Origin of the sequence: Vibrio caribbeanicus ATCC BAA-2122, from assembly GCF_000165125.1 — a bacterium.
Taxonomy (GTDB): domain Bacteria; phylum Pseudomonadota; class Gammaproteobacteria; order Enterobacterales; family Vibrionaceae; genus Vibrio; species Vibrio caribbeanicus.
In genome coordinates, this window is sequence record NZ_AEIU01000088.1 from 26,569 (window position 1) to 53,301 (window position 26,733).

General features: G+C 42.1%; 23 protein-coding genes. 12 read left to right on the forward strand and 11 right to left on the reverse strand.

Annotated features, from left to right (window positions below; genetic code table 11):
• Nucleotides 1–423: 423 nt before the first annotated feature.
• A complete protein-coding gene (locus RH40_RS14195; protein WP_009602279.1) occupies nucleotides 424–1,395 on the forward strand; it encodes a GntR family transcriptional regulator in 972 nt (323 codons plus the stop codon).
• A 258-nt stretch (nucleotides 1,396–1,653) separates the two neighbouring features.
• Here RH40_RS14195 and RH40_RS14200 read toward each other — a convergent pair whose 3' ends face one another.
• From RH40_RS14200 to RH40_RS14235, 8 genes are all read right to left on the reverse strand, one after another.
• Nucleotides 1,654–3,966, reverse strand: coding sequence for a methyl-accepting chemotaxis protein (locus RH40_RS14200; protein WP_009602280.1), 2,313 nt, complete (start codon nucleotides 3,964–3,966; stop codon nucleotides 1,654–1,656).
• Nucleotides 3,967–4,202: 236 nt separating this feature from the next.
• Entirely contained in the window at nucleotides 4,203–4,961 is a 759-nt protein-coding gene (locus RH40_RS14205; protein ID WP_009602281.1) for an SDR family oxidoreductase, read from the reverse strand.
• 12 nt (nucleotides 4,962–4,973) lie between these two features.
• A complete protein-coding gene (mmsB, locus tag RH40_RS14210; protein ID WP_009602282.1) occupies nucleotides 4,974–5,876 on the reverse strand; it encodes a 3-hydroxyisobutyrate dehydrogenase in 903 nt (300 codons plus the stop codon).
• A 16-nt stretch (nucleotides 5,877–5,892) separates the two neighbouring features.
• Nucleotides 5,893–7,023, reverse strand: a complete 1,131-nt coding sequence (locus tag RH40_RS14215) for an enoyl-CoA hydratase/isomerase family protein (RefSeq protein ID WP_009602283.1) — start codon at nucleotides 7,021–7,023, stop codon at nucleotides 5,893–5,895.
• Between the two features lie 15 nt (nucleotides 7,024–7,038).
• Nucleotides 7,039–7,827, reverse strand: coding sequence for an enoyl-CoA hydratase (locus tag RH40_RS14220; protein WP_009602284.1), 789 nt, complete (start codon nucleotides 7,825–7,827; stop codon nucleotides 7,039–7,041).
• Nucleotides 7,828–7,838: 11 nt separating this feature from the next.
• A complete protein-coding gene (locus tag RH40_RS14225) occupies nucleotides 7,839–8,993 on the reverse strand; it encodes an acyl-CoA dehydrogenase family protein (RefSeq protein WP_009602285.1) in 1,155 nt (384 codons plus the stop codon).
• A gap of 11 nt (nucleotides 8,994–9,004) precedes the next feature.
• Nucleotides 9,005–10,498 (reverse strand): CoA-acylating methylmalonate-semialdehyde dehydrogenase, encoded by a 1,494-nt coding sequence (locus RH40_RS14230; protein WP_009602286.1) that lies wholly within the window; start codon nucleotides 10,496–10,498, stop codon nucleotides 9,005–9,007.
• Between the two features lie 28 nt (nucleotides 10,499–10,526).
• On the reverse strand, nucleotides 10,527–11,747 hold the full coding sequence (locus RH40_RS14235) for a thiolase family protein (protein WP_009602287.1): 1,221 nt from the start codon (nucleotides 11,745–11,747) through the stop codon (nucleotides 10,527–10,529).
• A 242-nt stretch (nucleotides 11,748–11,989) separates the two neighbouring features.
• On the opposite strand from RH40_RS14235, the gene RH40_RS14240 reads away from it, so the two are divergent.
• The 5 genes from RH40_RS14240 to RH40_RS14260 are packed head-to-tail and all read left to right on the forward strand — an operon-like array spanning nucleotide 11,990 to nucleotide 16,954.
• On the forward strand, nucleotides 11,990–12,367 hold the full coding sequence (locus tag RH40_RS14240; RefSeq protein ID WP_009602288.1) for a MerR family transcriptional regulator: 378 nt from the start codon (nucleotides 11,990–11,992) through the stop codon (nucleotides 12,365–12,367).
• Between the two features lie 53 nt (nucleotides 12,368–12,420).
• Nucleotides 12,421–13,590, forward strand: a complete 1,170-nt coding sequence (locus RH40_RS14245; protein ID WP_009602289.1) for an isovaleryl-CoA dehydrogenase — start codon at nucleotides 12,421–12,423, stop codon at nucleotides 13,588–13,590.
• Nucleotides 13,591–13,602: 12 nt separating this feature from the next.
• On the forward strand, nucleotides 13,603–15,210 hold the full coding sequence (locus tag RH40_RS14250) for a carboxyl transferase domain-containing protein (RefSeq protein WP_009602291.1): 1,608 nt from the start codon (nucleotides 13,603–13,605) through the stop codon (nucleotides 15,208–15,210).
• 11 nt (nucleotides 15,211–15,221) lie between these two features.
• Entirely contained in the window at nucleotides 15,222–16,025 is an 804-nt protein-coding gene (locus RH40_RS14255; protein WP_009602292.1) for an enoyl-CoA hydratase-related protein, read from the forward strand.
• Nucleotides 16,026–16,027: 2 nt separating this feature from the next.
• Nucleotides 16,028–16,954 carry a hydroxymethylglutaryl-CoA lyase gene (locus RH40_RS14260; RefSeq protein WP_009602294.1) on the forward strand — a complete coding sequence of 309 codons (927 nt, stop codon included), beginning with the start codon at nucleotides 16,028–16,030 and terminating at the stop codon, nucleotides 16,952–16,954.
• Nucleotides 16,955–17,038: 84 nt separating this feature from the next.
• On the opposite strand, the gene RH40_RS14265 is transcribed toward RH40_RS14260, so the two are convergent.
• Both RH40_RS14265 and RH40_RS14270 read right to left on the reverse strand, forming a co-directional pair.
• Nucleotides 17,039–17,437 (reverse strand): ribosome recycling factor family protein, encoded by a 399-nt coding sequence (locus tag RH40_RS14265; RefSeq protein ID WP_009602297.1) that lies wholly within the window; start codon nucleotides 17,435–17,437, stop codon nucleotides 17,039–17,041.
• The gene (locus RH40_RS14270) at nucleotides 17,415–18,347 is read right to left on the reverse strand and encodes a LysR family transcriptional regulator (protein ID WP_009602298.1); all 933 of its coding nucleotides are present in this window, start codon (nucleotides 18,345–18,347) and stop codon (nucleotides 17,415–17,417) included. The genes RH40_RS14265 and RH40_RS14270 overlap by 23 nt, the downstream gene beginning before the upstream one ends.
• Nucleotides 18,348–18,514: 167 nt before the next feature.
• On the opposite strand from RH40_RS14270, the gene RH40_RS14275 reads away from it, so the two are divergent.
• Nucleotides 18,515–19,672, forward strand: coding sequence for an MFS transporter (locus RH40_RS14275; protein WP_338131536.1), 1,158 nt, complete (start codon nucleotides 18,515–18,517; stop codon nucleotides 19,670–19,672).
• Between the two features lie 73 nt (nucleotides 19,673–19,745).
• Here RH40_RS14275 and cra read toward each other — a convergent pair whose 3' ends face one another.
• Nucleotides 19,746–20,732, reverse strand: coding sequence for a catabolite repressor/activator (gene cra, locus RH40_RS14280; protein ID WP_009602300.1), 987 nt, complete (start codon nucleotides 20,730–20,732; stop codon nucleotides 19,746–19,748).
• A 316-nt stretch (nucleotides 20,733–21,048) separates the two neighbouring features.
• Between cra and fruB the strand changes: the two genes are divergently transcribed.
• The 5 genes from fruB (at nucleotide 21,049) to RH40_RS14305 (ending at nucleotide 26,732) form a co-directional block, all read left to right on the forward strand.
• The gene (gene fruB / locus RH40_RS14285) at nucleotides 21,049–22,182 is read left to right on the forward strand and encodes a fused PTS fructose transporter subunit IIA/HPr protein (protein ID WP_039954773.1); all 1,134 of its coding nucleotides are present in this window, start codon (nucleotides 21,049–21,051) and stop codon (nucleotides 22,180–22,182) included.
• Nucleotides 22,183–22,192: 10 nt separating this feature from the next.
• On the forward strand, nucleotides 22,193–23,182 hold the full coding sequence (gene pfkB / locus RH40_RS14290; RefSeq protein WP_009602303.1) for a 1-phosphofructokinase: 990 nt from the start codon (nucleotides 22,193–22,195) through the stop codon (nucleotides 23,180–23,182).
• The gene (locus tag RH40_RS14295) at nucleotides 23,179–24,897 is read left to right on the forward strand and encodes a PTS fructose-like transporter subunit IIB (RefSeq protein ID WP_009602305.1); all 1,719 of its coding nucleotides are present in this window, start codon (nucleotides 23,179–23,181) and stop codon (nucleotides 24,895–24,897) included. The genes pfkB and RH40_RS14295 overlap by 4 nt, the downstream gene beginning before the upstream one ends.
• Nucleotides 24,898–25,178: 281 nt before the next feature.
• Nucleotides 25,179–26,138: a tripartite tricarboxylate transporter substrate binding protein gene (locus RH40_RS14300; RefSeq protein ID WP_009602306.1), complete on the forward strand. Its 960-nt coding sequence runs from the start codon at nucleotides 25,179–25,181 to the stop codon at nucleotides 26,136–26,138.
• A gap of 114 nt (nucleotides 26,139–26,252) precedes the next feature.
• Nucleotides 26,253–26,732 (forward strand): tripartite tricarboxylate transporter TctB family protein, encoded by a 480-nt coding sequence (locus RH40_RS14305; protein WP_009602307.1) that lies wholly within the window; start codon nucleotides 26,253–26,255, stop codon nucleotides 26,730–26,732.
• The last annotated feature ends 1 nt before the right edge of the window (nucleotide 26,733 follow it).

Sequence of the window (26,733 nt, forward strand, 5' to 3'; positions counted from 1 at the left end):
ATTTTTAGCCAGGAATACCTTGGAAGGAAAAGGATTATAAGAAGAGAGAGCTTTTTAAAAACAGATTTGCATATTAAACAAAGCTCACATGAATAGCCCCCCAGTTTTAGTATTTTCAACATGATTAAAACCTTACTTTGTACTGTTAAAAATATTATACGGGAAAAGCTCTATAAATAATTCGCACCTGTAACTCGATGTTAAAACCCATTAATAATAATTAAATTATTGTTTTTGTTATCAATTCTTAACACAACAATCATAAACCTTTAAACTACCCATATCAAAAATCAAACTTATCATACCAAATTTAAATATCTCTCTATTTTACACTCGTTATTTTTGATTCCAAAGTTAGATTTGTCGTATAGTAGGAAATATATGTTTAATACAAATGAAAATAGATAGTTTTTTATCGACACCATGGAAAATAAAGATATTACAAAACTTCAGTATGATTTATTGCTTAGCCTAATTAATAAACTAAGAGCCAATAAAATTAAAAAGGGAACCATTTTAAATGAGTCTATCATAGCAGAATATTTTCATGTTTCACGGACACCACTTCGTAAAGTTTTGGAGTACCTTTCACATGAGAATATCTGTGAGAAAATACCTAATAAGGGCTTTATTTTATTGATTGATTCAGACGATATTGAGAGCTTTGAAGCCTACAACACACAAAAATCTAATCAAGAATTATTATACTTGAAGTTATTGATGGACATCTTTTTAAATAAAGTAGGCCCATCCTTTTCAGAAAATGAAATCCAAAAGCGTTACAGCGTAACAAAAAATGAAGTACAAAGCACTCTCAAGCTTATGGAAAATGATGAAATCTGCTCCCGTAGTCCGGGGTACAAATGGCAGTTGAATGGTGTTTTTAACACTTTGGAAAGACATTCAGAAAGCTATAGGTGTCGAATAGTTTTTGAACCAGCAGGTCTACTTGAACCAACGTGGAGCCTAAAACGAGAAAAGTTAGAGGCATGTAGAGACAAACATATCAAAGCAATATCCCACCCAGAGAGTATTGATGCTATTCAATTGTACAATTTAAGTGCAGAATTTCATGAGCTTCTTGCCGAGTGCTCAGGGAATCGTTTTTTCCTCAATAATATGCAAAAACATAATCGTTTGCGTAAAGCTGCGGACTTAATATCAATGTATTTCAAATCGTCGGTACGACGCTCATGCCAACGTAGATTGGATATTATTGAATTGGTGCTTACCCGCGATAATAAGGCAGCCTCAGATAAACTTATTGAGCTATTAAAAAATGATATCAAGGTAATGGAGCATTCTTACCGTGAAGGTTTGCTCGATATCAACGACCAAGAATGTGAAGAAATAATAAACGGTGCTAAAATCCATAGCCGTACAAAGTTTTCATAAACTCTCGCAATACACTCCTTTATTCAAACAGCCTCAAAATAGCCCGCCACTCCCCTTGCCTTCTGTGCGTATCGAATTAATAGCAACCTCAAATTTGCCATGTATCCCTAAGTAATCTCAACGAATTTGCAGAAAGCGTAGCTCACCTTGCAGACAAAGCGACGATTTGAACAGACCATATCTAAGAAAACAGTAACGACGACACTTTTGTAATAAATAAAAAGGGCCCACGGGGGGCCCTGTAACTTTATAGTATGATTAGTACTTAAATTGAGACACTTCGGAATTGAGACGCTCGGCTTCGTTTGACAGGCCCTGCAGCAAGTCATCGGCGTCTTGTACCTGAGATGTCACATTCGCTGATGCATCCGAGATATCAGTGATATTGCCACTTATCTCTTCCGTGACCGCTTTTTGCTGATCCGTCGCAGAAGCAATCTGAACGTTCATTTCATTTAGTTCATTGAGCATGGAAACGATCTGCTCGAGCATTTGAGTATTCTGATCACACGTCGAGACACCCTGAGACACTGTGCTATTCGCGCTCTCGATACTTTTTGAAACGCTGCTAGTTTCCCTTTGCAACGATTCGATTTTACTTCTTATTTCTTCAGTTGACGTTTGAGTTCTACCCGCGAGTGAACGAACTTCGTCAGCAACTACCGCGAATCCTCTTCCTTGCTCACCAGCCCTTGCGGCCTCGATAGCTGCATTCAGGGCGAGTAAGTTGGTTTGCTCAGCAATCCCTTGAATAACGTCCAAAACTTCACCGATTGAGTTTGACTCATTATGAAGACGTTTTATCGCTGAAACTGCTGTTTGCATCTCATTGTCCAAGCGAGAGATCTCGTCGCCTAAGTTTCGGCCCACTTGAACCCCTTCGCTTCCTGTTTCATTCGCTTGCTTCACAAATTCTGCGGCTCTTGTAGCAAACTGCGCGACTTCTGCAATAGAAGCACTCATTTCGTTAACAGCTGTGGATACAGTTCCAGTTCGATTGTTTTGGTCAGAAATAGAACCACGAGCATTGTTCATATTACCAGCCATGGTGCTGGTATTTTCATTTAAATTACTGCTTGCCTGAGCAAACTTGCCAAATATTTCTTGCAGATGAATAAACAACCCGTTCATAGAGACGGCTAAATCAGTCATTTCATCCCTTCCAGCGACTTCAAACCTCTGGGTCAAATCATTATCTCTACTAATAAGTTGTATTTTTCCTATTGCTGCTTTTATTGGGTTAGCAATACTATTACCTAAGATGTAAGAGATAATTATCGATAAAATAACGACAATAATGATACTTGTGATCACCGTGGTTGTAAGGGAGCCCGTCAGCTTTCTTACATCAACAAGAGCTTCATCCTCGTGGATTTCCGTGATTATCCCCCAAGTCAGACCCGCAGCATCAACAGGTGCATAAGCAGACAATACCCTATGTCCTTTAAAATCTCGCACCACATCCGTTCCACTTTTTCCAGACAATGCTGCTTTCGACGTTGATGTTGCAACTGGTTGACGCCCTATCGCAGAACCCTTACCGTTAATTTGAGCAATCGTAGAAGCAGATAAGCCAGATGCCTCTAGAGATTCAAAGTACAGTTTGGGCTGCTCAAGCAGTAGACGAGATTCACTTCGTTTAAGCCCATCAGGACCAATTAAGAAAGCTTCGCCCGTTTCACCCAATCCTGCGTTTTTCCAATTGGATTTAAACGTCATTATCTTATTTATTTCATCAACAGGCATCTGGAATATTAATACACCCAGACGTGTACCATCTTTGACAATTGGAGTCGCGATAAACGAAGCTGCGGCTTCGTAAGAAGGGTAATAGGGAGCAAAATCCTCCAAATGATAGTCGCTTGGGGACAAATTAAGAGCGCCTTTAAATGCTTTTGATATACCACTATTAGAATATGGACCAGAGTTGAGGTTTGTCGCGAAGTCTAGTTCCTTAAAGACTGAATAAACAATGTTACCGTCGTTGTCGACAAGAAAAATATCATAATAACCAAAGGCCTCAAGGAAGCCTTTAATACTAGGGTGATAGGTTGCATGAGCTTTGTCGTAATCGGTACCAAGCGAATCGCTCATTAGTTGATGTTTATCACCGAGCGGATTAGGATTCACACCAATGTATCTGGCCTGTAGTGCCTTAGCCAGGGGGGACAACATATTGAGTTTTTGCATCTCGTTGGCAGACTCACCGTCATTGAGCTGCTTGTAATTGGCACCGAATGCAGAACTATAGTAATCGCCCAACTTCGATACGTCGCCCTCAGAAACTTCCCAGACGGGATACCTTCCAAAGGCTTCGTCAAACATTAACATTGCGTCTCTAACACCAATCGAATTCGCCGTCGTTAGCATTTGATACTTTATCTGATCAAAATAATCCTCTATCTCGTTCTTTTTATTCTCTCGGACCGAGACCATTTGTTCATTTGCACGTTTAAAAAGCGCTGTTTCGGACAAATCGGAAGAGCGCCAGCCGACAATTACACCCGTAGCTACAACCGCCAGCGTACACAATACTGTTGATGCTAGCACGATTTTTGTTGCAATTTTCATAACGACAACCTCTCACGGAATCTCACAACCGCAGAATTGAATTTGAGGACAAAATTGCCGACCAACGCTTTCTGTACTTCTTTTTATAAACCACATTTACACAGTGCTGGTGTAACAACAAGACGTGGTAGTATTAGTATGGGTATGCACTCAGTTCTATAAGTATATGCAGAAAACTAAAAGTTTTCGAAAATAATAATTTAAAATTTCTATTATTTTGCATAACTTCTGACCTGCTACATTCTTATACCTCCATCAACCTCTATAACACGACCATTTACGTAGTCATTTTCAAAAATGAACTTTACAGTATTGGCAATTTCAGATGTCTCTCCCATTCGATGGCAAGGAATCATAGCTTCAAGACGCTCTATGGCCTCTGGCCTCATCTCTGCTGCCATTGGTGTTTTGATTACCCCAGGCGCTATCGCAACGCAGCGTATGTTGTATTTCGCTAATTCACGGCTCCAAGTTGTGGCAAATGTAGCGACACCAGCCTTAGAGGCTGCGTAATTAGTCTGACCAATGTTTCCTGCCCTAGCTACGCTAGAAATATTCAAAATAACACCAGCGCAGCCCGTTTCGATCATTTTTGCAGCAGCCTCACGACCACATAAAAACGTTCCCGTAAGGTTTACATTAATCACAGAGGAAAATTGTTCTAGAGGCATTTTGGAGATCACTCCATCCTTTGATTTAACCAATAAGCCATCTCTCAGGATCCCTGCATTATTCACCAAGCCATTTAACTGACCAAAATCATCAACTATCCGTTCAAATGTCGCTTCAACATCTTGCTCATCCGTCACATCAGCGCAATAAAGTTTAATATTGGTATCGAAATCAGTACAGGCCTGCAACGTCTCTTCAAGGCCTTGGCTATTCAAATCAATCAACGCCAGATGAGAACCAGCCTGAGCAAGACTAATCGCCATACTTTGCCCAAGACCCTGACCTGCACCTGTTATCGCAATAACGCTATTTTTTAATTCCACTGTTCATTCTCCTCATAGCTCAGATTTTTGATAGAACTCAAAGAGACTTGAGAAATCAAGTTCATCATTTCCAGCCATTGCATGCAGTGCAAAAAGATTGCGTGCTAATGAGCCCATAGGTACCGCAGATTGACTTTGTGCAGCAGCCTCCAAACCAAGCCCCAGATCTTTCAACATTAACTTACTCATAAAGCCCGGCTTGTAATCGTTAGAGGCAGGCGCATTTTCCATCACACCAGGGCAAGGATTATAAAGCTCCAAGGCCCAGTTACGCCCTGAGCTCTGCAGCATAATATTTGACAAAACTTTGGGGTCTAGTCCGTTATTAACACCAAGTGTTAATGCCTCGCATGTACCAGACATGAGAATTCCGAGCATGAGGTTATTACAAATTTTGCCCATTTGACCACTGCCGACACCACCCGCATGGAAAATGTTCTTTCCCATATGAGATAGGATCTTCTCAGCTTGTGAGAAAGCACCTTCGTGTCCCCCCACGATAAACGTTAAAGTCCCTGCGGCTGCACCAGCTACTCCACCGGATACAGGAGCATCAACGAATTGAATCCCTTTTTCATGCGCTACCTCACCAACAATCCTTGCTGATTCCGGATCTATCGTCGAAGAATCAATCACTAAGCTATTCTTTTTAAGTAATGAGAATACGCCTTTCGAAGTTTCATCACCCAAATAAACTGCCTTAACATGCTTGCCAGCAGGAAGCATAGTGATGACAACATCGACGTCAGCGACTGCCATTTCAATGGTCTCACAAACATTGGCTCCAAACTCCGCAAGCGGCCTAGCAAGCTCACTGACCAAATCAAAAACATTGACCGATAGACCTGCTGATAACAGGTTCTTTGCCATAGGGGCACCCATATTACCAAGGCCAACAAATGCTATCCTTTCCATAAATCGATCTCCATTATCAAAATTGTCCGAGCTGAGATAAAGGGTGTTCCTCTTTATCCCAAAGAGGGGTGAACATTTGGTCGATCATTTTTTTGTCGACCTCTGAGACATTTGAATACCTCCAATTTGGGCTGCCGTCTTTATCAATTAGTCGAGCTCTTACTCCCTCTTGAAATTCACCTAAAAGCGAGCTTCTTACCGATAAATTAAGTTCTGTTCTAAAGCAATCTGCTAAGGAGAGGCCCTCTAATTGAGTTAACTGCCTGTAGCAAATATGAGCCGTTATCGGGCTTCCAGAGAGTAAATTTGATTTGGCGGTTTCAAACCACGGTTCTTTAATCTCAAGCGTTAATATCCTGTTAACTACATTTTCAATACCATCGGGACGACATGCAGATTCGATGCGATCCATAAATGGCAATAATTGATGTTCAGGCATTTTGTCAGCGACGTTTGTTTCCATTGTTTCCAATAAATCAGACACGGCTTCGTAGGAATCAATACATGTATTCCAGTCCACCATTTGCAGTTGCTCAACCAATGCTGGTTTATCTTCGGACAACAAAAGGTGATTCGCCATTTTAAGCTCTTTTGCATCACTGGCATTAACCATAATGCCAGTCATACCAAGAAACATTCCGATATTGTGGTTAAGACGATTTAGAAAATACGTCCCCCCAACATCAGGATATAGACCAATAGAAATTTCTGGCATGGCCAAGCGAGATTTGGGCGTTACAACCCTATGACTTGATGCCATAAAGAGTCCCATTCCCCCGCCCATAACAATTCCCTCTCCCCAAGCAATCACAGGTTTGCTGTAAGTATGGATTAGGTAATCGCATTGATACTCAACAGTGAAAAAGGTTGTGCAAAACTCTTGAGTTTGTTCATCGTCGGTGTCCCGCATAACGTTGTACATAGTGCGAATATCACCGCCGGCACAGAATGCTTTTTCACCAGAACCCTGAATAACAACACAAATAATGGATTCATCATTATGCCAAAGTTCTAATTTATCTTTTAGGCTCACCAACATATCGAAAGATAATGCGTTCAATGAAGATGGATTATCTAATGTCGCAACACCTATTTTGTGCTCATTGTTTGAGCATGCTAATTCTATAAATTCTACTGTATCGCTCATCCTAGCCTCCTTAAATCACTGGTTCTTCCACAGTGGTTTTCTCTTTTCTAGGAAGGCATTCACCCCTTCGGCTTGGTCTTGTGTGTTGAACAAATCAACAAAGTATTTACGCTCAAGTTCAAGACCATCATTAAAGGAAGAGACGCGGTGATTTTGTATCAGCTTTTTGCACGCTGTAACCGAAACAGGAGACTGTTCAGATACAGATTTAGCTAATTCTAGGGCAGCTTGAAATGCACCGCCCTTTTCGACGACTTCTTCAATCAGACCAATACTTTGTGCTTTTTTCGCCGATAATTGTTCACCGCACAAAATCATTCTTTTCGCCCAGCCTTCCCCAACAAGTGACGTCAGATTTTGGGTGCCGCCCGCACAAGGGAGGAGCCCTACCTTAGCTTCTGGTAGCGCGAGCAAAGACTGCTCTTCTGCGATGCGTAAATCGCATGCCAGAGCGACTTCTAGACCACCGCCCATGGCATAGCCATTGATCGCAGCAATTGACACTCCTCTGAAGTGAGAAAGGGCTTCAAAAGCTTCTCCAAAAGCTCTAGCCATTTGTTCCGCAATCGCAGTATCTCCCGAAGCAAATAACTTCAGATCAGCACCGGCAGAGAAAAACTTGTTACCTTCACCAGTAATAACAAGTGAGTAAACTTCTGAATTATCGTTCAGTGTTGCAATAATAGATTTTAATTGGCCTAGGCTCTCCTTTGTCCAAGTATTTGCTGGTGGGTTATTGATCTTGAGAATCGCAATATTGCCATCAATTGTACTTTCAATAAGGTTATTTACACTTTGTGTCATGAACACATTCCTTAAAATATTTGTAGACCGTCAGTCAGTAATCGGCGCGCTATGATCAAGCGCATAATCTCGTTCGTTCCCTCTAAAATTTGATGGACACGTACGTCTCTAAAGTGGCGTTCAAGTGGATATTCTCGGATATAACCATAACCGCCATGAATCTGAAGAGCTTGATCACATACTTTGAAACCAATATCAGTGGCAAAGCGCTTGGCCATCGCACAATAAGTCGTTGCTTGCGTGTCACCATTATCAAGCTTGCTCGCAGCTAGGCGTACCATTTGCCGCGCTGCAACCAACTCTGTAGCCATGTCGGCAAGTTTAAATTGCAAAGCCTGAAAATCCGCGATGGGCTTGCCAAACTGCTTCCGCTCTTGCATGTATTGGGTTGCTTGTTCAAGGGCATGCTGTGCGGTACCAACTGAGCATGTCGCTATATTAATTCGTCCACCATCCAAACCTTTCATCGCGAAGATGAACCCTTGCCCCTCTTCACCGAGCAAATTACTTTTTTCTACCAGCACGTTATCAAAAGTAATGCTTCGCGTTGGTTGAGAGTTCCAACCCATTTTCGGCTCTCTCCGACCGTAGCTAATGCCATTTGCATTGGCAGGCACAACAAATGCAGACACACCTTTCGCACCTGGTTCGCCAGTTCTTGCCATCACGACTAAGACATCGGTGTCCCCTGCGCCAGAAATAAACACCTTGCTACCATTGAGTACATACCCTTCATCTGTAAGCTTGGCACTGGTCGTAAGAGCAGCAGCGTCTGAACCTGCATTTGGCTCAGTCAGGCAATATGAGCCTAACCACTCTGCCGTAATAAGCTTTGGACAGTATTGCTGCTTAATTTCTTCCGATCCGAATGAACCAATCATCCATGTCACCATATTGTGTATGGTCATAAAAGCAGCCGTAGACGTGCAGCCCATAGCCAACTTCTCAAAGACGATGGATGAATCAAGACGACTCAAACCCAAACCACCTTGTTCTTCTGGCGTATAGAGACTCATGAAACCAAGTTCACCGGCCTCTCGGAGGACAGACTTGGGAAACTCATGTTTTTCATCCCATTCAGCAGCCATTGGGGCCAAGCGTTCTCGTGCAAATTGCTCTGCGGTATCTGCAAAAGCTCTCTGTTCTTCTGTTAATTCAAAATCCATTTCACCTTTCCTTACTTCAATTGAATGGTCATGTTGGGTCCTGTCGGAATATCATCTTCAAACCAACGAGTAGTCACCGTTTTTGTCTCAGTATAAAAACGTACCGCTTGTTTACCGTATGCATGAAGATCACCGTAAAAACTGCCGCGCCAACCTGTAAATGAAAAGAAAGGTAGTGGGACAGGGATTGGAACATTTATTCCCACTTGACCAACTTGGATTTCATGTTGATATTTACGCGCCGCTGCTCCATTAGCTGTGAAGATTGAAGTCCCGTTTCCATATGGGTTTTCATTAATGAGCTTTATTGCGTCCTCTAAGGTCTCGACTTCTAAACAAACCAGAACTGGACCGAAAATTTCCTGTTCATAAATGGACATGTCTGTCGTCACACCGCTGAAAAGTGTGGGGCCCAACCAGTTTCCATTTGGGTATCCATCAACCACGCATTGAGTTCCATCAAGCTCGCACTTCGCACCTTGAGCTTTTCCTTCATCAATAAGGCGAACAACACGCGATCGCGCCTCTTTGCTGATCAGTGGACCATAACCCGCTTTTTCATCGTTCCAGACACCTGGACGAACCTTAGCCAGCTCAGTTGCAAGATCCCCAATCCATTCTTTAGAATCCCCGACAAAAACAGCGACTGATATCGCCATACATCTCTGACCTGCAGCACCTACCGAAGCACCAACTAAGCTATTCACTACCTGAGCTTTATTCGCATCAGGCATCACAACCATATGATTCTTAGCTCCAGCAAAAGCTTGAACTCTCTTATTGTAGGAGGTACTCGTTTGATAGATATATTTCGCAACAGGAACCGACCCAACAAAAGACACAGCTTTGATGACAGGATTAGCAAGCAAAAAGTCGACTTGTTCTTTGCCACCATGTACGACCTGAAGAACACCTCTTGGAGCTCCTGCTTGTTCGAAAAGCTCCACCAACCTCATTGCTGTTAAAGGAACTTGCTCAGATGGTTTCAAAACGAAGGTATTACCTGCCGCAATAGCAAGTGGGAACATCCAAAGTGGAATCATTGCAGGAAAATTGAATGGTGTAATTCCACAGCATACTCCCAAAGGCTGTATCAGCGAGTAGGTATCAATGTCTGTTGCCACATTTTCAACCGTTTCTCCCATCATGTTGCTGGCAATATTGCCTGCTTGTTCTACAACTTCAATACCACGCCAAACGTCACCTTTTGCATCAACAATCGTTTTCCCCGTTTCTTGAGACAAAATCTCAGCGAGTTCATCATGATGTTCTTTTAGCAGATGTTGGTATCTCAACATCAAGCGGGCACGCTCAGATATAGCGACATTTTTCCATTCATGGAACGTTTCTTCAGCATTAACAATAGCTTGTTCCATTTCTGTCGTCGTTGCATGTGGTACTTTTGCAATCACTTCATTAGTTGCTGGGTTAGTGACCTCAATCCAATCTTTGGTTTCAGATTGACAAAACTCACCACCGATAAATAAAGATACTGACTTAGTCATTTTTGTTTCCTTCCATTAAAACAATAAGTTAAACCGGAATTTCAATTCCTATTGCGGTTGCCTCACCACCGCCGATACAAATCGCCGCAACGCCTTTCATAGCCTTACGTGTGGTAACATCACCACCAATGCCAAAGGCCTGCTGCTGACGCAGTGCATAAATGAGAGTAGTGAGAATACGAGCTCCACTCGCGCCGATAGGATGCCCTAGAGCACAAGCACCACCCTTAATATTGACTTTTTCTGCCTCTAGACCCAGCTCACGAACTGCAATCTGAGCTACGACTGCAAACGCTTCATTAATTTCCCACAAGTCAATATCAGCCAATTCCCAATTAAGCTTATTGAGAAGATCTTTAATGGCATCGACAGGTGCAATGGTAAACTCGCTAGGAGAGCGCGCGTGACTTGCATGAGCGCGAATAATGGCAAGGGGCTCTAGATTATGTTTTCGCGCTAAATTCGAGTCCATGACCATTAATGCAGAAGCTCCGTCGGAGATAGCACTTGAATTTGCTGCCGTTATTGAACCCTCTTTAGAGAATGCAGGTTTCAGCTTTGTGATTTTGCTGGTATCAATCGTTCTTGGTAGCTCATCGTAAGAAAGCACCTCACCATTTTTTAAATCAACTGATGTTATTTCATTGGCAAAGAGATTTTGTCTGTCTGATGCACAGGCTCGAGAAACAGACTGCTCAGCCCATTGGTCCATTTGCTCTCTCGAAAAATCAAGCTGATCAGCACTCTGCTGACCATAAACACCCATTAAGTGGCCTTCGTAAGCATCTTGCAGACCATCAAGAAACATGTGGTCATAGGCAGACTTATGACCCATTTTCATTCCTTTGCGAGATTCTTTAAGCAAGTATGGGGCGTTTGTCATACTCTCCATTCCACCTGCAATGGCTGCTTGGATACTACCTGCTTTGATCAAATCATAAGCCAGCATGACGGCTTTCATACCTGATCCACACACTTTGTTTATGGTGGTACAAACTGTTGATTTATCTAATCCAGCATTCAAAGCCGCTTGTCTCGCAGGAGCTTGGCCACAGCCTGCTGGTAGGACGCAACCCATAAAAACTTCATCGATTATTTCAACAGGTAGACTAGCTTGCTCCACTGTGCTCTTTATTGCCATTGCTCCTAGTTGAGGTGACGTAAATTCAGCTAGTGCTCCTTGAAAACATCCCATTGGTGTTCGCTTTGCAGCAACTATCCAGATTTCACTCTGCCCTTTTGAATCCATTTTCTGTACCCCATTACTCACGTTGATTATTCAAGAGGGATGATTTGCTTCACCTTTGAACAACTTTTCATTTGATTGATGTGATCAAGACAAATTTAATTTCTTGACGTTTACGTAAGCATAGCACTAACATTTACGTAAACGTAAAGAAACATAATAAAACATTTACTAAATTTTGTTGAACCACTAAATTTTTCATTCAACAATTGACCCAAGTGTAAACACAACAGGAATAAGCCATTTTGGAAAATTATAAAATTAGCGAGCTCGCAAAAGAATTCGACATAACGACAAGGAGTATTCGCTTTTACGAAGACGAGGGTCTACTGCAGCCAGAACGGAAAGGCAGTATGCGAATTTACAATCGCAAGGATAAGATTCGTCTCAAACTGATTTTAAGAGGGAAGCGCTTAGGTTTTTCGCTCGCCGAAATACGCGAGCTATTTGAGTTGTACGACACACAACAAGGCGACGTCCAACTTACTGAAATGCTAAAGATTATTGATGAAAAAGAAGCGGTGCTTTTGCGCCAACTCGAAGATATCAAGAGTATGCTGGAAGATCTCGATACTGCTCGAGAACGCTGTGAACAAGCTTTAAGCACACGTAAAGTCAGCTAACTCCATGTGACGTCTTCGGGTATTTTACTCGGAACTATTCGCTCGGAGGCGTTATGTTATCCACCTACACCCCGCTCAATTTTGGGCTTGATGAATCTATTGATATGTTGCGTGATCACGTTCGCGGTTTCGCACATGAACACATCTCTCCACTCGCAGCACAAATCGATGAAGATAATAATTTTCCCAACCATCTCTGGCCGATGCTTGGAGAAATGGGGTTGTTGGGTGTCACCGTTGCAGAACAGTACGGTGGTGCTGATATGGGATACCTCGCACATGTCGTCGCTATGGAAGAAATCAGCCGTAGCTCTGCCTCTGTCGCTCTGAGCTATGGTGCTCATTCAAACCTCTGTGTGAATCAAATTTACCGTAATGGCAATACCGCACAAAAAGAAAAGTATCTACCTAAATTAGTTGATGGTTCCCATATAGGGGCTTTAGCGATGAGTGAGCCTAATGCAGGCTCTGATGTCGTCAGCATGCAGCTAAGGGCTGAGTTGGAAGGCGAATACTATCGTTTGAACGGCAGCAAAATGTGGATTACCAATGGCCCCGATGCTGATGTCGTCGTTGTTTACGCCAAAACCGCACCTGATCAAGGCTCAAAAGGGATCACCGCTTTTCTGGTTGAAAAAACGTTTGACGGTTTTAGTCATGCTCAAAAACTCGATAAATTGGGTATGCGTGGTTCCAATACCTGTGAGCTAGTCTTCAAAGACTGCATGGTTCCGGTCGAAAACGTACTTGGGGAAGTAAACCAAGGCGTTAAAGTATTGATGAGTGGTTTGGATTACGAGCGTGTCGTTCTCGCTGCTGGCCCTCTCGGTATTATGCAAGCTTGTCTAGATTTAGTCATACCCTATGTTCACGACCGCAAACAGTTCGGTCGATCAATTGGTGAATTCCAACTAGTTCAAGCAAAAGTCGCTGATATGTACACACGTACCAATGCTGCTCGTGCTTACCTTTATGCCGTTGCAAAAGCTTGCGACGCTGGCCAGACAACTCGAAAAGATGCGGCAGGTGTTATTTTGTACAATGCAGAGCTTGCCACCCAGATGTCGCTCGATGCAATTCAATTGCTCGGTGGAAACGGATATATCAACGAATACCCTGCAGGCAGATTGCTACGTGATGCCAAATTGTATGAGATCGGAGCCGGAACGTCAGAAATAAGACGTATGTTAATTGGCCGAGAATTATTTGAAGAAACACGCTAATTGAGGTTAAAAATGCCTGTAATCAAATCTAAATTAAAAACAGACACACCGCTCTATACCGAAAACTATTCAGCGATGTCCTCACTCGTCAATCAATTGAATTTTGATATTGCGAAAATCAAGATGGGAGGAGGAGAAAAGTCACAAGAGCGTCAACGTCGTAAAGGCAAGAACCCAGTACGCGAGCGGATTATCATGTTGCTCGATGACGGTAGCCCATTTTTAGAAGTGGGTATGTTTGCAGCGTGGAATGTTTACGATGATGATATTGCTTGTGCCGGAGCTGTAGCTGGTATTGGTGAAATTAGTGGTATCAACTGCATGATCATCGCCAATGACCCCTCGGTGAAAGGCGGAACCTATTACCCACTAACAGTTAAGAAGCACCTTCGTGCTCAAGAGATTGCCCAACGTTGTAAATTACCTTGTGTTTACCTAGTTGACTCAGGCGGTGCAAACTTGCCTCATCAAGCGGAAGTTTTTGCAGATAAAGACCATTTTGGCCGTATTTTCTTTAACCAAGCTCGAATGTCTGCAGATGGTATACCACAAATCGCCGTTGTGATGGGACCATGTACCGCAGGTGGTGCTTATATACCTGCAATGTCAGATGTCGCGATTATGGTCAAGCAGCAAGGAACTATATTCCTTGCTGGTCCACCTCTAGTTAAAGCTGCTACCGGTGAAATAGTCTCTGACGAAGAGTTAGGAGGTGCTGACGTCCACTGTCGAAAATCAGGAGTAGCGGACTATTATGCTGATAGTGAGCATCATGCAATGATGTTAGCAAGAGATGCGATAGCTAACACTAACCTGTTCAAAAATAAAATTGATGATGAAGAGTTCATCAATCCTCCTATCTATGATGCCAAAGAAATCTATGGTGTGGTCAATGCGAACTTGCGCTTATCGTTTGATGTCCGAGAAGTAATCGCTCGAATCGTTGATGGCTCTGAGTTTGATGAGTTTAAAGCCCTATTTGGCACTACTCTGGTATGTGGATTTGCCCGTATCGAAGGCAATTTAATCGGTATTATTGCCAACAATGGCATCTTATTTTCAGAATCTGCACAGAAAGGGGCACACTTCATCGAATTGTGTGCAAAAAGGAAAATTCCTTTGCTCTTTTTGCAAAATATCACTGGTTTCATGGTGGGCAAAAAGGTTGAGGAAGGTGGAATTGCCAAAAATGGTGCCAAGCTGGTAATGGCTGTTGCATGCGCCGATGTACCTAAATTTACGGTCATTATTGGCGGATCTTACGGAGCAGGCAACTATGGTATGTGCGGTCGGGCTTACGATCCGACCATGATGTGGATGTGGCCAAATGCTCGAATCTCGGTTATGGGAGGTGAGCAAGCGGCTGGTGTCCTTACTCAGGTCAAGAACCAAGTTTTAAAACGTGAGGGAAAACAATGGCCAGCAGCTGATGAGCAACGTTTTAAAGATGATATTCTTGACCTCTACGACACACAAGGTCACCCCTACTACGCAAGCGCCCGTTTATGGGATGATGGCATCATAGACCCTAAAGAAACACGAAGCGTTCTCGCCCATGCTCTACGTGCAGCCCTTAACGCCCCTATCCCGGAAAGCCAATTTGGCGTCTTTAGAATGTAAAGGAAAAAACGATGACAACGGATACGTCACCTTATTCTGTAGAATGTCGCATTGATTCAGATGGGATCGCGTCACTTATTATCAACCGCCCAGATCGTGCTAATGCTTTTAATGCGGAAACGATAAATGCACTAATTGCAGAGATCGAGAAACTCACTCACACCTCAGGAATCAGAGGACTACGACTAGAAGGAGTAGGCAAGAATTTCTCTGCAGGAGCCGACGCAGAGTGGATGCGCTCCATGGCATCTAAATCCATCGAAGAAAACCAGCAAGATGCAATGCAACTTGCTAACCTTCTGGATAAATTGGATAACTTTCCCAAACCTACTATGGCTATTGTTCAGGGAGCTGCCTTTGGTGGTGCTCTGGGCTTGGTGTGCTGCTGCGATATGGTCGTAGCACATACAGATGCCAAATTTTGCTTAAGCGAGGTGAAACTCGGTCTAGTTCCTGCAACCATTGCGCCCTATGTAATTAGAGCAATGGGAGTTCGCAATGCGCGTCGCTATATGCTTACAGCTGAACTAATTGATGCAGAAGTCGCAATGAAGTTACAAATTGTTCATCAAGTTCTAGAAAAAAACGATATTGAACAATATGTAAAGGGCTGGTTCAAATCGATCCTTAGCTTTGGGCCTCAAGCCCTTATTGAAACGAAAAAGCTATGTCTTGAATGCGATGGAAAAGAGATAGATGCCTCAATGCGCCAATACACAAGTGAGTTGATAGCAAAAATCAGAGCCTCGGAGGAAGGACAAGAGGGTTTGACTGCATTTTTAGAAAAACGCTTACCAAATTGGAGTTCTAACTAAAAATGATTCATATAGACAACGTCAATTCTTTACCCAAAGCTATCGATATTATCGAGGTAGGGCCGAGAGATGGCTTGCAAAATGAACAAGCCGTATCGACCAAGAGCAAGATTCAACTTGTTGATGCTCTCTCACTTTCAGGTCTTTTACACATAGAAACTGGTGCATTTGTTTCACCCAAGTACGTACCACAAATGGCTGATTCTATTGATGTATTTAACGGAATAAAGCGCTCCGACCATGTTGTTTACTCTGCTCTGACGCCAAACCGTAAAGGTCTTGAGGCTGCCATCGAAGCAAATGCGGATAGTGTTGCTATCTTTGCCTCTGCATCTGAAGGCTTTAGCCAACGTAACATCAATTGCTCCATCTCAGAGAGCTTGAATCGTTTTTCTGATGTTATCGAAGTTGCAGAACAATATGGCATCCCTGTGCGCGGCTATATTTCCTGCGTGACCGATTGCCCATATGATGGAAAAACGGACCCCAAAACCGTTGCAAGTCTAGCCAAAACACTTCTGGATATGGGTTGCTATGAAGTCTCGCTAGGCGATACGATTGGTACAGGTACACCAAATACTATTGCCAATATGCTTGACTCCGTACTTGGGTCGGTTGATCCGTTAAGCATCTCTGCCCATTTCCATGATACCTATGGTCAAGCGCTTGCGAATTTATATCAAGCACTTTGTATGGGAGTTACCAAAGTCGATTCCAGTGTTGCTGGGTTGGGTGGCTGTCCGTACGCTAGAGGGGCATCAGGTAATGTTGCAACCGAAGACGTACTCTACATGTGCAAAGGCCTCGGTATAGAAACGGGTATTGATCTCAAAGCGGTCGCTCAAGCAGGATGGGAAATCTGCAAACAGCTTAATAAACAGCCAAGCTCAAAGGTTTCTTGGGCTTTATATCAACAAGCACACTATTAATGCTAATAATTGACTTGGGTATATACCCAAGTCATTTTTAAACGTCTGCTGTCACAAAATCCAGAACATACTTAGAGCAAAACATTAAAAGTCTTCATATTCCGTTCGAGCGAGTCTCACCTCTACTAAGGTACACCCCGTTTTTTCCATTAATTCTGCTGCCGTTAAACTTGGGTCAGAACGAATCATCTCATGCAGTAACAGACTGCCCTGCCCTGTTTTATCATTGCAATTTAAGTATTGATGCAGTTTAACCAACACAAAGTCTTCGGTTTGATATAGCCCACCTAAAACTTTCAAAAGCGCCAAGAGATGACAACGCTCACCACTGAGCTGCCAGTTTCTTGACCGCCTAACCCTTTTCAAAATGCAGTTATGTTTTGCCGCGATTGATCGAATTTCACGAACCCTCTCTGAACCAATCTTTTGAACCAGAGACGGAAACGGGATAATAAGTTGCTCATCTGACATGACTTCTTTCATTTCCTCCATCCATAGCATTTTTATTCACAGACGCTTTTAGATGTTGTATGAACATCCCCACCTTTTTGGACTTAAATTCTCTTGAAGGATAAAAAGCATAGAGAACCAAATCTTCGGGTGTTTGCTCCATTTCAACTACTTCAAGAAGGCCTGAAGAGAGTTCGTTTTTACAAGATTCATACGCTAATATTGCAAATCCTAAACCCTGAACCGCAGCAGACTTCGCCATTTGTCCACTGTTGACTTTCAATACAGATCCTACTTTTTGTACTAAAGTGTTACCCATTTGGTCTCTAAATACCCAAGGATTACCGTGTAATGCCGTAAAACTGCTAATACAAGGACAATTAACTAATTCTTCACAAGTCATCAATTTAGGAAAGGTTTTCAAAACCTGAGGTGAAGCAACAACCACACTCTCAAAACGTATTATCTCATTGGCTATCCAGTTGCTGTCTACTAAACGACCTCTCTGAAAACTAATGATGACATCAAAACCGTCAACGAAGTCCTCTTTCGCGCTTAGGCTTGTCTCGCAACACAAGGAAAGTTCTGGATATTGTTTACAAAATGTAATAACTGCCTGACCAAGCTCTGGGATATCAGGGACTAAGATATTAAATTGCCCAGAGATTTCTGAAGAATATTTCGTCACATCCGAAAGCACGGCATCGAGTTGGCTCAGCAGTGGAACCGTCTTATTGTACAGTTGCTTCCCAGCTTCGGTAGCAGAGATCTTCCTTGTAGTCCTTTCAAACAACCTAATGCCCAAGCATTTTTCGAGCAAAGATATGTGACGACTTACATTGGAGGTAGGTAAGTTGAGAAATGAAGCTGAGCGTTTAAAACTCTTATTCTCATAGACACAATGAAAAGTTTTAAGCCACTTTTGTTCAACTTTTTCAATCATATTTGTCCCATTTCACTGGATTATGAAACCCAATATTACGTCTTTTTCGATGTGCTGAGTAAATTAAAATCGAGCCTCATAAAAAATAAAGGGGACAAACTCAATTGAATAAGATACTTAAAATAGATAAAACCATAATCACTTGTATTGTGGTGCATTTTTTCTTTGTGATCGAGCCTTTAATGATTATCCCATTAAGCACATCAATACTATTCGACCTCCATGTCAGCTACAGCAAAGCCGGTCTAATTTTAGCACTCTATACCATTGGAGCATGTATAGGTAGCCTTGTTTGTAACATAACAGCAAACGAAAGAATTGAACGACAAAAAATCATCTTATTTTTAGTGCTCAGTTCAACTTGCCTACTCATCACTTCATTTACCGAACAATTTTACATCTTTTTGATCATGCGGCTGCTGTCTGGTTTGTTTGGTGGGCTATTATCTGTCACTAATTTAAATTATTTAATTAGATGCTCTCGACCGAATCAAATAAAGAGAAATGTTGCTTGGGTACTCAGCACCTTTCCGCTCGCATTGGCAATAGGTGTACCATTCTGCCTAACGGTTAATTCTCATTTAGGTTGGCCATCCTGTTTTATGTTCTTAGCCATGTTTTTGTGTATTTTATCTGTTTTATTTCCCCAAAGTACACCAGAAATAGTGAGCAACAAAGCATCACCAGAGAGCAAGGATTGCCACCTCAAAATACCTTTAGAAAAAAACTCAATAACATTCATATCTGCCATTTTGACATTAGCAACTGCTGTGTTTGGTACATTCCTTATCGCAACACAGTTTCCCGTCATGCTCATGATCAATTTCGCAATGAGCAACCAAGCATTATCTGGATATTATCTCATCTCGGGAGTTGGAGCATTTATTGCTATGAACATATATGCCAAGTTATCTTTTGAACGGAAAAGAGTCAGTGTTGTTATTTTTCTACTCACAATTTCTATGATTATATTGAGCTGTATAGGTTTTAAAACTAGCATCTCCAATATCGCAGGATACTGTTTTGTCATTTTTATCATCTCAAGTTCATCTAGAACGTTGATCATAAATACAGAGCTAATTGCTGGCTTAACAGCAGAGCAAAGAGCCAAATTCACGAAAGTACAAAGTACAATACAGAACTCAGCAATAAGCGCTGCAGGACTGGTCTCCACGCTACTTTGTAAAGAAACAACTCTTGATGGCTTTAATTATGATCCGTTAGTCTTTGTCGCTTCATTAGTGATGGTATCAACTCCTTTTATTTGGTTGATTTTTTGTCTTAAGTCAGACAGAAAAGAAAAAAGCATCCATGAATATGGATAGAGTTTACTCTTAATGGAGATGAAGCCCGGTTTTCTAGATGAAGGGCTTCTGGCTGCTGATTTCGGTCAAAATATCAGTTAATTGATCGCTGAATGAGTTTTCTTGGGATCAGGGTTGAACCAAGCTGATTTTTTCCCTTGGCACCGCTAAGAGCCAAGTCCATCGCTGACTGCGCAATTAACTCAAATTGTTGAGGAAGAGAGTTGACTTGAAAGGGTAGAAAATCCAATAACCGATTATCACCAAAAGTTGCGAGTCGAATCTTATTCATTAACTCAGGTTTTTCTAACATTACATCCAATACACCCTCTAATAACGTAAAAGACGTGGTGATAAGGGCATCTGGCAACAAGTCAGAACGAACCCAAGTTTCAAAGACTTTCTTTCCCTCTTCTCTCGAAAAGTTCTGACCGTAATTTATTTTTAGCTGTTTGCCTTTTTCGTGACATGCAGAACGAAAGCCTTCTTCACGATGTTTTGAAATGGGTAAGTCTTGAATGGCACCGATCATACCCACAGAACGAATCTCCGCAGCAAAAACCGAACATGTTAAATCGAAAGCCGCTTGAAAATCTTCGCTGATCACACAACTGAAGTGCCCAGTGTTCATCGGTCGGTCCAATCCAACAACAAGGGTACCCGAGTTCTTTAATTCTACATAATAGCCATCATTCTCGGCCATGCAGCTCGCAACCATCAATGCGTCAACTTTACGACTCACTAAAGCTTCAGCAACCTCTCTCTCGGTTTCCGGGCAATCATCAGAACATCCGATTAAAATTTGATAGTCCGCGTCCCTCGCTTTTTTCTCTATAAGCTTCGCAAGCCGAGCATAACTATTATTTTCTAAATCAGGGATAATAAGGCCCAGAGATCGCGAACTCCCCGCTCTCAGTGAAGAAGCCGCCATATTAGGCTTGAAATTATGCTCTTTTACCACTGCATTGACTTTTTCTTGGGTTTTATTGCTTATCCGATATTGTTTTGCCTTACCATTAATTACATAACTTGCCGTTGTTTTCGATACACCAGCCAACTTTGCTATTTCGTCTAATGTCATATAACAAGCCCTATTTTGTGCGCTAGATCATATTAACAATCTATTATTTTTCTTGTGAGTTGAATTATATGCTGAATCGATTCACTATCAACAGCTGAATTGGTTCAGCAAATTTAAAATTGTAACTATTCATTGCATTAACATACAAATATGAATGGAGATTTTAGGTGTGCCGCCAAAAAGCCAGATTCGATTGGCAAATATATGACATTTTTAACTAATTATGTCTCGGAAAATGATTGAGTTATCAGCGAGTGCTTATCAGGACTCCAAGTCTCTCAACTATGTAGCGCAACCTTTGATTAGGAGAGTCGTCGTGCTTGATATTAATAAACGTGACATCAGTTTTGCTCAGACTGCTAAAAACAAGACAGATGCCCTAACAATGATTGTCCACGACCTCATAAGCAAAGGTTGTGTAGACTCTGGTTACTTAAAGGGCGTTTTCCAAAGGGAGGCACAAAGCTCTACCTATCTTGGACATGGCATAGCCATACCACATGGCACTGTTGAGACTAGAAGCAAAGTCAACAAAACAGGGCTTTCTATTTTTCACTTTGCTGATGGCATTGATTGGGACAACGGACAAACGGTTCATCTAGTCATAGGTATTGCAGCAAAGTCAGATGAGCACTTGGATATATTAAAAAGACTGACCCATTTACTCAGCGATAAAGACATTGACAACAACATTGCTAATCTGGAAAACATAGAGCAGATTGTTGAACTTTTAAGTCCAACACCGCAGTGTAAAGCGGAGTGCAATCCCTCATTGATCAAACTCAATTTTCCTGCCAGTGATATGGTGCAGATAACTGCAGTCGCTGGGGGGCTGCTCAAAAATGCAGGTCATGTAGGGTCAGGGACTTTAACCGATATGATAACTCAAGAACCAATTCATTTGGGTAAAGGGCTCTGGTTAGTAAGTAGCAGTAAACAGGTAACATACACTGCAGTATCAGTGGTGACTACCGCAAATGATTGCCAGTATGACAATCATAAAGTTAAAGGATTAATAGCCATTGCTGCATGTAATCAGACCCACGTCCCTATTCTAGAAAATATCTCACAATGGCTATTTGAGGGCCAGCACGCAGACTTATTTAACTTATCAACGGATGAGATCATTGAGAAACTTACAGGGGACAAGTTAACTACTGTCTCTGAAGACATGGATCATAACGAAATATTCACGATTCACAATGCACATGGATTGCATGCGAGACCAAGTGCTGTTCTTGTCGCCGAGGCTAAAAAGTTTGAAGCGACTATTCTAGTTTCTAACCTCAACGGTAGCGAAAAAGTCGTCAATGCAAAAAGTTTAATGAAAGTAATTACATTGGGAGTGAAATGTGGCCACCAACTTAAATTTTCAGCACAAGGCCCTGATTCAAAGCAAGCAATTCTCTCGATCGGCGCTGTGATCAAAGCCGGATTAGGCGAACATTAGGAACAAATTCATGACTCAAAAAAATCGAGTAGTAACTATCACGCTTAATCCCGCTTACGATATGACTGGGGCACTCGCTGATCTCAAATTAGGTCAGGTCAATCAAATTCAAACTGGGCAGATAAATCCTGCAGGTAAAGGTATCAATGTTGCCAGAGTGCTTTCTGATTTGGGCGCACAGGTTACGGTGACTGGCTTTATGGGCGCTGATAATTCCGCTTCATTTGAGCAACTTTTCCAAGATATCAATGCTCAAGATCAATTTGTCCGAATTCCAGGAGTTACAAGAACTAACGTCAAACTTGTCGAAAAAAACAAGCGTGTAAGTGACATTAACTTTCCAGGAATACACGTGACCACTGATGATGTTGATAAGCTTGAAATAACCCTGTTTAAGTTAGCTAAAACTCATGACTATTTTGTTCTTGCAGGGAGTATTCCACCTGGATTTCCGCCAGAAAGGTGCACTGCTTGGATCGAAAAACTACAGCGTCTTGGTAAAAAAGTCTTTTTCGATAGTAGTTCTGACGCATTAAAAGCTGGAATTGTATCTAAACCTTGGTTTATCAAACCCAATATCGATGAACTAAGTCAGCTCATGGGTCAACAGTTTAACTCTGTTGAAGAATGTTACTCTGTGATTACATCCCCTAACTTAATAAATATTGAAAATATTGTCGTTTCATTGGGAGAACAGGGAGTTATTTGGCTTAACCAGGGGCAAATCCTGCGTGCTGTTCCTCCCAAAATGAATGTTATTAGTACGGTGGGGGCTGGTGACACCTTTGTTGCAGGCTTCTGCTGGGGAGTAATGCAAGAGATGCCAAAACATGACTTGCTACGATTCGCCACCGCCCTCTCTGCTCTAGCCGTTACAAAGATTAACGTTGGGTTGGACAATAGCAAAAACCAATCTCAAATCGAAAGCAAAACGACAGTGACCGAATACGATATTGCATGCCACCAACTCAATCCAGACAAGCGAGGGGAAATTCGATGAATATTGCCATAGTCACTGCATGCCAAAGCGGAGTAGCCACTGGTTTTATCGCGGCTAATTTACTCAATAAAGCGTCGACAAACTTGGGCTGGAAAGTGACCACCGAGTGTCAATCTGACATCATCGCACATTCAGCCCTTTCTCAAAGTGACATCACCGATGCCGATTTCATCATTGTTGCTTCTGACAATCCAATAGACCTACAACGATTTATAGGTAAACGTGTCTACCAAACTTCAATTAATAACGTAATTTCAAATTTTAACGACCTGCTAAACAGTGCTTACTCTAATGCTCATGTTCTATGTGAGGATGATGTACAGATTGACGAATCAACTCCAGATAACTCCAAGAATATAGTCGCAATTACAGCTTGCCCTACCGGGGTAGCGCATACTTTCATGGCCGCAGAGGCCTTAGAAAATGAAGCTAAAAAACGCGGTTACTTTATAAAAGTAGAAACTCGCGGCTCAGTCGGCGCTAAAAATAAACTGAGTACAGAAGAAGTTGCTGCCGCAGATTTGGTTATTGTGGCGGCAGATATTGACGTTCCTTTAGATCGATTTGAAGGAAAAAACGTATACCTAACTCAAACTGGCGCAGCTGTTAAAAGAACAAGCGAAGAATTTGACCGCGCACTCAGTGAAGCGGCACCATATCATGGTGCAAACACTGTACAGTTAAAAACATCTGAAGAAAAAAAAGGGATTTATCAACATCTGATGAATGGGGTTTCACACATGTTACCTATGGTGGTGGCAGGTGGGCTTATCATCGCTTTATCTTTTGTCTTTGGCATCCAAGCGTTTGAGGAAAAGGGAACGTTAGCTGCCAGTTTGATGGATATAGGTGGCGGCGCAGCATTTAAACTCATGATCCCGGTTCTCTCAGGCTTCATAGCCTTCTCAATCGCTGATAGACCTGGGCTTGCACCTGGGCTGGTAGGAGGCATGTTAGCAAGTTCTATAGGTGCTGGATTCTTAGGTGGAATAGCCGCAGGATTTATCGCAGGTTATTGTGCAAAGCTACTCGCACAAAAATTAAGCCTGCCACAATCAATGGAAGCTCTCAAACCGATACTCATTATCCCATTTATAGCAACGCTATTAACTGGCCTTATAATGATATATATCGTTGGGGAGCCGATATCTAGTGTGATGAGTCTTCTCACCGATTTTTTGAATAATATGGGCACAGAAAGTGCTATATTCCTCGGCTTAGTTCTTGGCGGCATGATGTGTTTTGACCTTGGTGGTCCAGTAAACAAGACGGCTTACGCTTTTGGTGTAGGGCTTCTAACATCACAATCTTATGCTCCTATGGCGGCGATTATGGCAGCTGGAATGGTGCCTGCACTTGGAATGGGTGCAGCAACATTTTTTGCAAAACACAAATTCGATGATAGTGAACGTGAAGCAGGCAAAGCCTCTTTTGTGCTCGGACTTTGCTTTATCTCCGAAGGAGCTATCCCCTTCGCTGCCAAAGATCCAATGCGTGTTCTTCCGTCTTGTATACTAGGTGGAGCGGTAACTGGTGCTCTATCAATGTTGTGCGGTGCCAAGTTGGTGGCACCACACGGTGGCCTCTTTGTACTACTTATTCCAAATGCAATTTCACCCATCGGTCTGTACGTCCTCTCAATAATTACTGGTACCGTTATAACTGGTATTTGCTATGCGACATTAAAAACAAGAAAAACGCTATCAAATATTTAAACAAACCTTTTAAAAAATCTTTGATCTAGTCATATTGGCTCGGCATTTGCCGCCTCCTCTTGCAACGGCTTGAGGAGGTTTTTTTATTAAATTCCTTCCTTTTTTAAACTTAACTAATTATAAAAAAGACAATAAAACACATATAACAACTTGATAAATATATGGATTTTTAAAAAAATAACTTTTTTGCAACATAAAGATAAGTTAGTATTTCAACCTTCTTCATTTCAGACAATTAAATCTCATAACGTTTTTAATGCGTTATAAAAAAGGAATTTTTAATGATAAAAAAAATACTTATTCCAGCACTTTTTTCATCACTAGTATCATGGAATATAAATGCCGCAGAAATGGAAAAAATACACTTTCTCATTCCAGGCGGCGCCGGAGGCGGATGGGACATGACAGCAAGGGGGACAGGAGATGCTCTACTTAAGTCTGACCTCGTCGACAATGTTTCATTCCAGAACCTCTCAGGTGGTGGCGGCGGTAAAGCAATTTCCCACTTGATAGAGACGGCTCAACGTCAACCAAATACACTGATGGTCAATTCGACTCCGATAGTTGTCCGCTCTCTGACTGGAGTTTTCCCTCAGTCTTTTCGTGATTTAACACCAGTTGCCGCGACAATTGCAGACTATGGGGCTATCGTTACCTCTGCAGATTCAGCTTACAAAAGTTGGCAAGATGTTGTTGACGCATTTAAACAAAACCCTCGTAAGGTAAAGGTTGCTGGCGGATCTGCTAAGGGAAGTTTAGACCACCTTGTTGCTGCAGCGGCATTTAAAGGTCAAGGGTTTGATCCTAAAGCTGTCCGTTACATTGCCTATGGTGACAGCAGTAAAGCAACTGCTGCATTACTGTCAAATGAAACCCCTCTACTGTCAACAGGGCTTGGTGAAGTATTAGAAATGTCTAAATCAGGACAAGTTAAAATCTTAGCGGTCACTGCACCTAAAAGGCTTACTGCAGCGCCTGATGTACCAACTCTTACTGAATTCGGAAACCCAACAGTTTTCGCTAACTGGCGAGGCTTCTTCGCGGCCCCCGGCACACCACAAAAGAAAATAGCGCAATACAACGAGGTGCTGGAAAAAATGTATCAGAAGCCTGAATGGGTCAAAGTTCGTGATAGAAATGGTTGGATAGACAACTATAAGCCCAATAAAGAATTTAATCTCTTTTTAGAAGATCAAGAGAAACAAATGGGTGCATTAATGCAAGAGCTCGGATTTCTATAATATTGCTCCAACTGTTCCAAGATGATTAATTAAAAAGCGACGCACAGAACTTTCATTTTAAAAAAAGAGAGTAGCCCTTTGACGTTGGGCACTCTCTACACATTGGAAACAGAAATGTCCTCTCTAGTTTTAAATACTGACCGAATTGCCGGACTCATTTTACTCGCCTTCTGTTTGGCATATGGGTATGAGGCTGCGCTGATTACCAGTCTACCAAGCGATGAATATGAATCCTTCACCTCTAAGACTATGCCCTATTTGCTTTCTTTTTTTGGGACAGTCCTATCACTTATATTGATCGTTACTTCCAAACCACATTTAGACAATAAGCAAAAGCAGAATAAACATTGGCTGTTGCTGCTTTCATTTTTGCTCTTAATAGCTTCGTACGCTCTAGGGCTAAAATACCTTGGCTTTGTCCTTGCCACAGGACTTTTTTTATTTTTCGGCATCTATCTGCTGGGCGAACGAAGGAAACGTCTTCTCTTTGGTGTACCCCTACCTTTCACGATCATATTTTATTTTGTTCTCACGAAGGGGCTAGATATTTATCTCGAACCGGGTTACTTGCAATCGATATTTGGAGGTAACTAGT

Coding starts and splice junctions, on each gene's coding strand:
- cra (WP_009602300.1), bottom strand. CDS start 20,732: ATGACATTAGACGAAATAGCAAAGTTGGCTGGTGTATCGAAAACAACG.
- RH40_RS14230 (WP_009602286.1), bottom strand. CDS start 10,498: ATGACTAAGTCAGTATCTTTATTTATCGGTGGTGAGTTTTGTCAATCT.
- RH40_RS14250 (WP_009602291.1), top strand. CDS start 13,603: ATGCCTGTAATCAAATCTAAATTAAAAACAGACACACCGCTCTATACC.
- RH40_RS14245 (WP_009602289.1), top strand. CDS start 12,421: ATGTTATCCACCTACACCCCGCTCAATTTTGGGCTTGATGAATCTATT.
- RH40_RS14270 (WP_009602298.1), bottom strand. CDS start 18,347: ATGATTGAAAAAGTTGAACAAAAGTGGCTTAAAACTTTTCATTGTGTC.
- RH40_RS14260 (WP_009602294.1), top strand. CDS start 16,028: ATGATTCATATAGACAACGTCAATTCTTTACCCAAAGCTATCGATATT.
- RH40_RS14195 (WP_009602279.1), top strand. CDS start 424: ATGGAAAATAAAGATATTACAAAACTTCAGTATGATTTATTGCTTAGC.
- RH40_RS14220 (WP_009602284.1), bottom strand. CDS start 7,827: ATGACACAAAGTGTAAATAACCTTATTGAAAGTACAATTGATGGCAAT.
- RH40_RS14200 (WP_009602280.1), bottom strand. CDS start 3,966: ATGAAAATTGCAACAAAAATCGTGCTAGCATCAACAGTATTGTGTACG.
- RH40_RS14255 (WP_009602292.1), top strand. CDS start 15,222: ATGACAACGGATACGTCACCTTATTCTGTAGAATGTCGCATTGATTCA.
- RH40_RS14295 (WP_009602305.1), top strand. CDS start 23,179: ATGAATATTGCCATAGTCACTGCATGCCAAAGCGGAGTAGCCACTGGT.
- RH40_RS14265 (WP_009602297.1), bottom strand. CDS start 17,437: ATGAAAGAAGTCATGTCAGATGAGCAACTTATTATCCCGTTTCCGTCT.
- RH40_RS14235 (WP_009602287.1), bottom strand. CDS start 11,747: ATGGATTCAAAAGGGCAGAGTGAAATCTGGATAGTTGCTGCAAAGCGA.
- RH40_RS14215 (WP_009602283.1), bottom strand. CDS start 7,023: ATGAGCGATACAGTAGAATTTATAGAATTAGCATGCTCAAACAATGAG.
- RH40_RS14300 (WP_009602306.1), top strand. CDS start 25,179: ATGATAAAAAAAATACTTATTCCAGCACTTTTTTCATCACTAGTATCA.
- mmsB (WP_009602282.1), bottom strand. CDS start 5,876: ATGGAAAGGATAGCATTTGTTGGCCTTGGTAATATGGGTGCCCCTATG.
- RH40_RS14305 (WP_009602307.1), top strand. CDS start 26,253: ATGTCCTCTCTAGTTTTAAATACTGACCGAATTGCCGGACTCATTTTA.
- RH40_RS14225 (WP_009602285.1), bottom strand. CDS start 8,993: ATGGATTTTGAATTAACAGAAGAACAGAGAGCTTTTGCAGATACCGCA.
- pfkB (WP_009602303.1), top strand. CDS start 22,193: ATGACTCAAAAAAATCGAGTAGTAACTATCACGCTTAATCCCGCTTAC.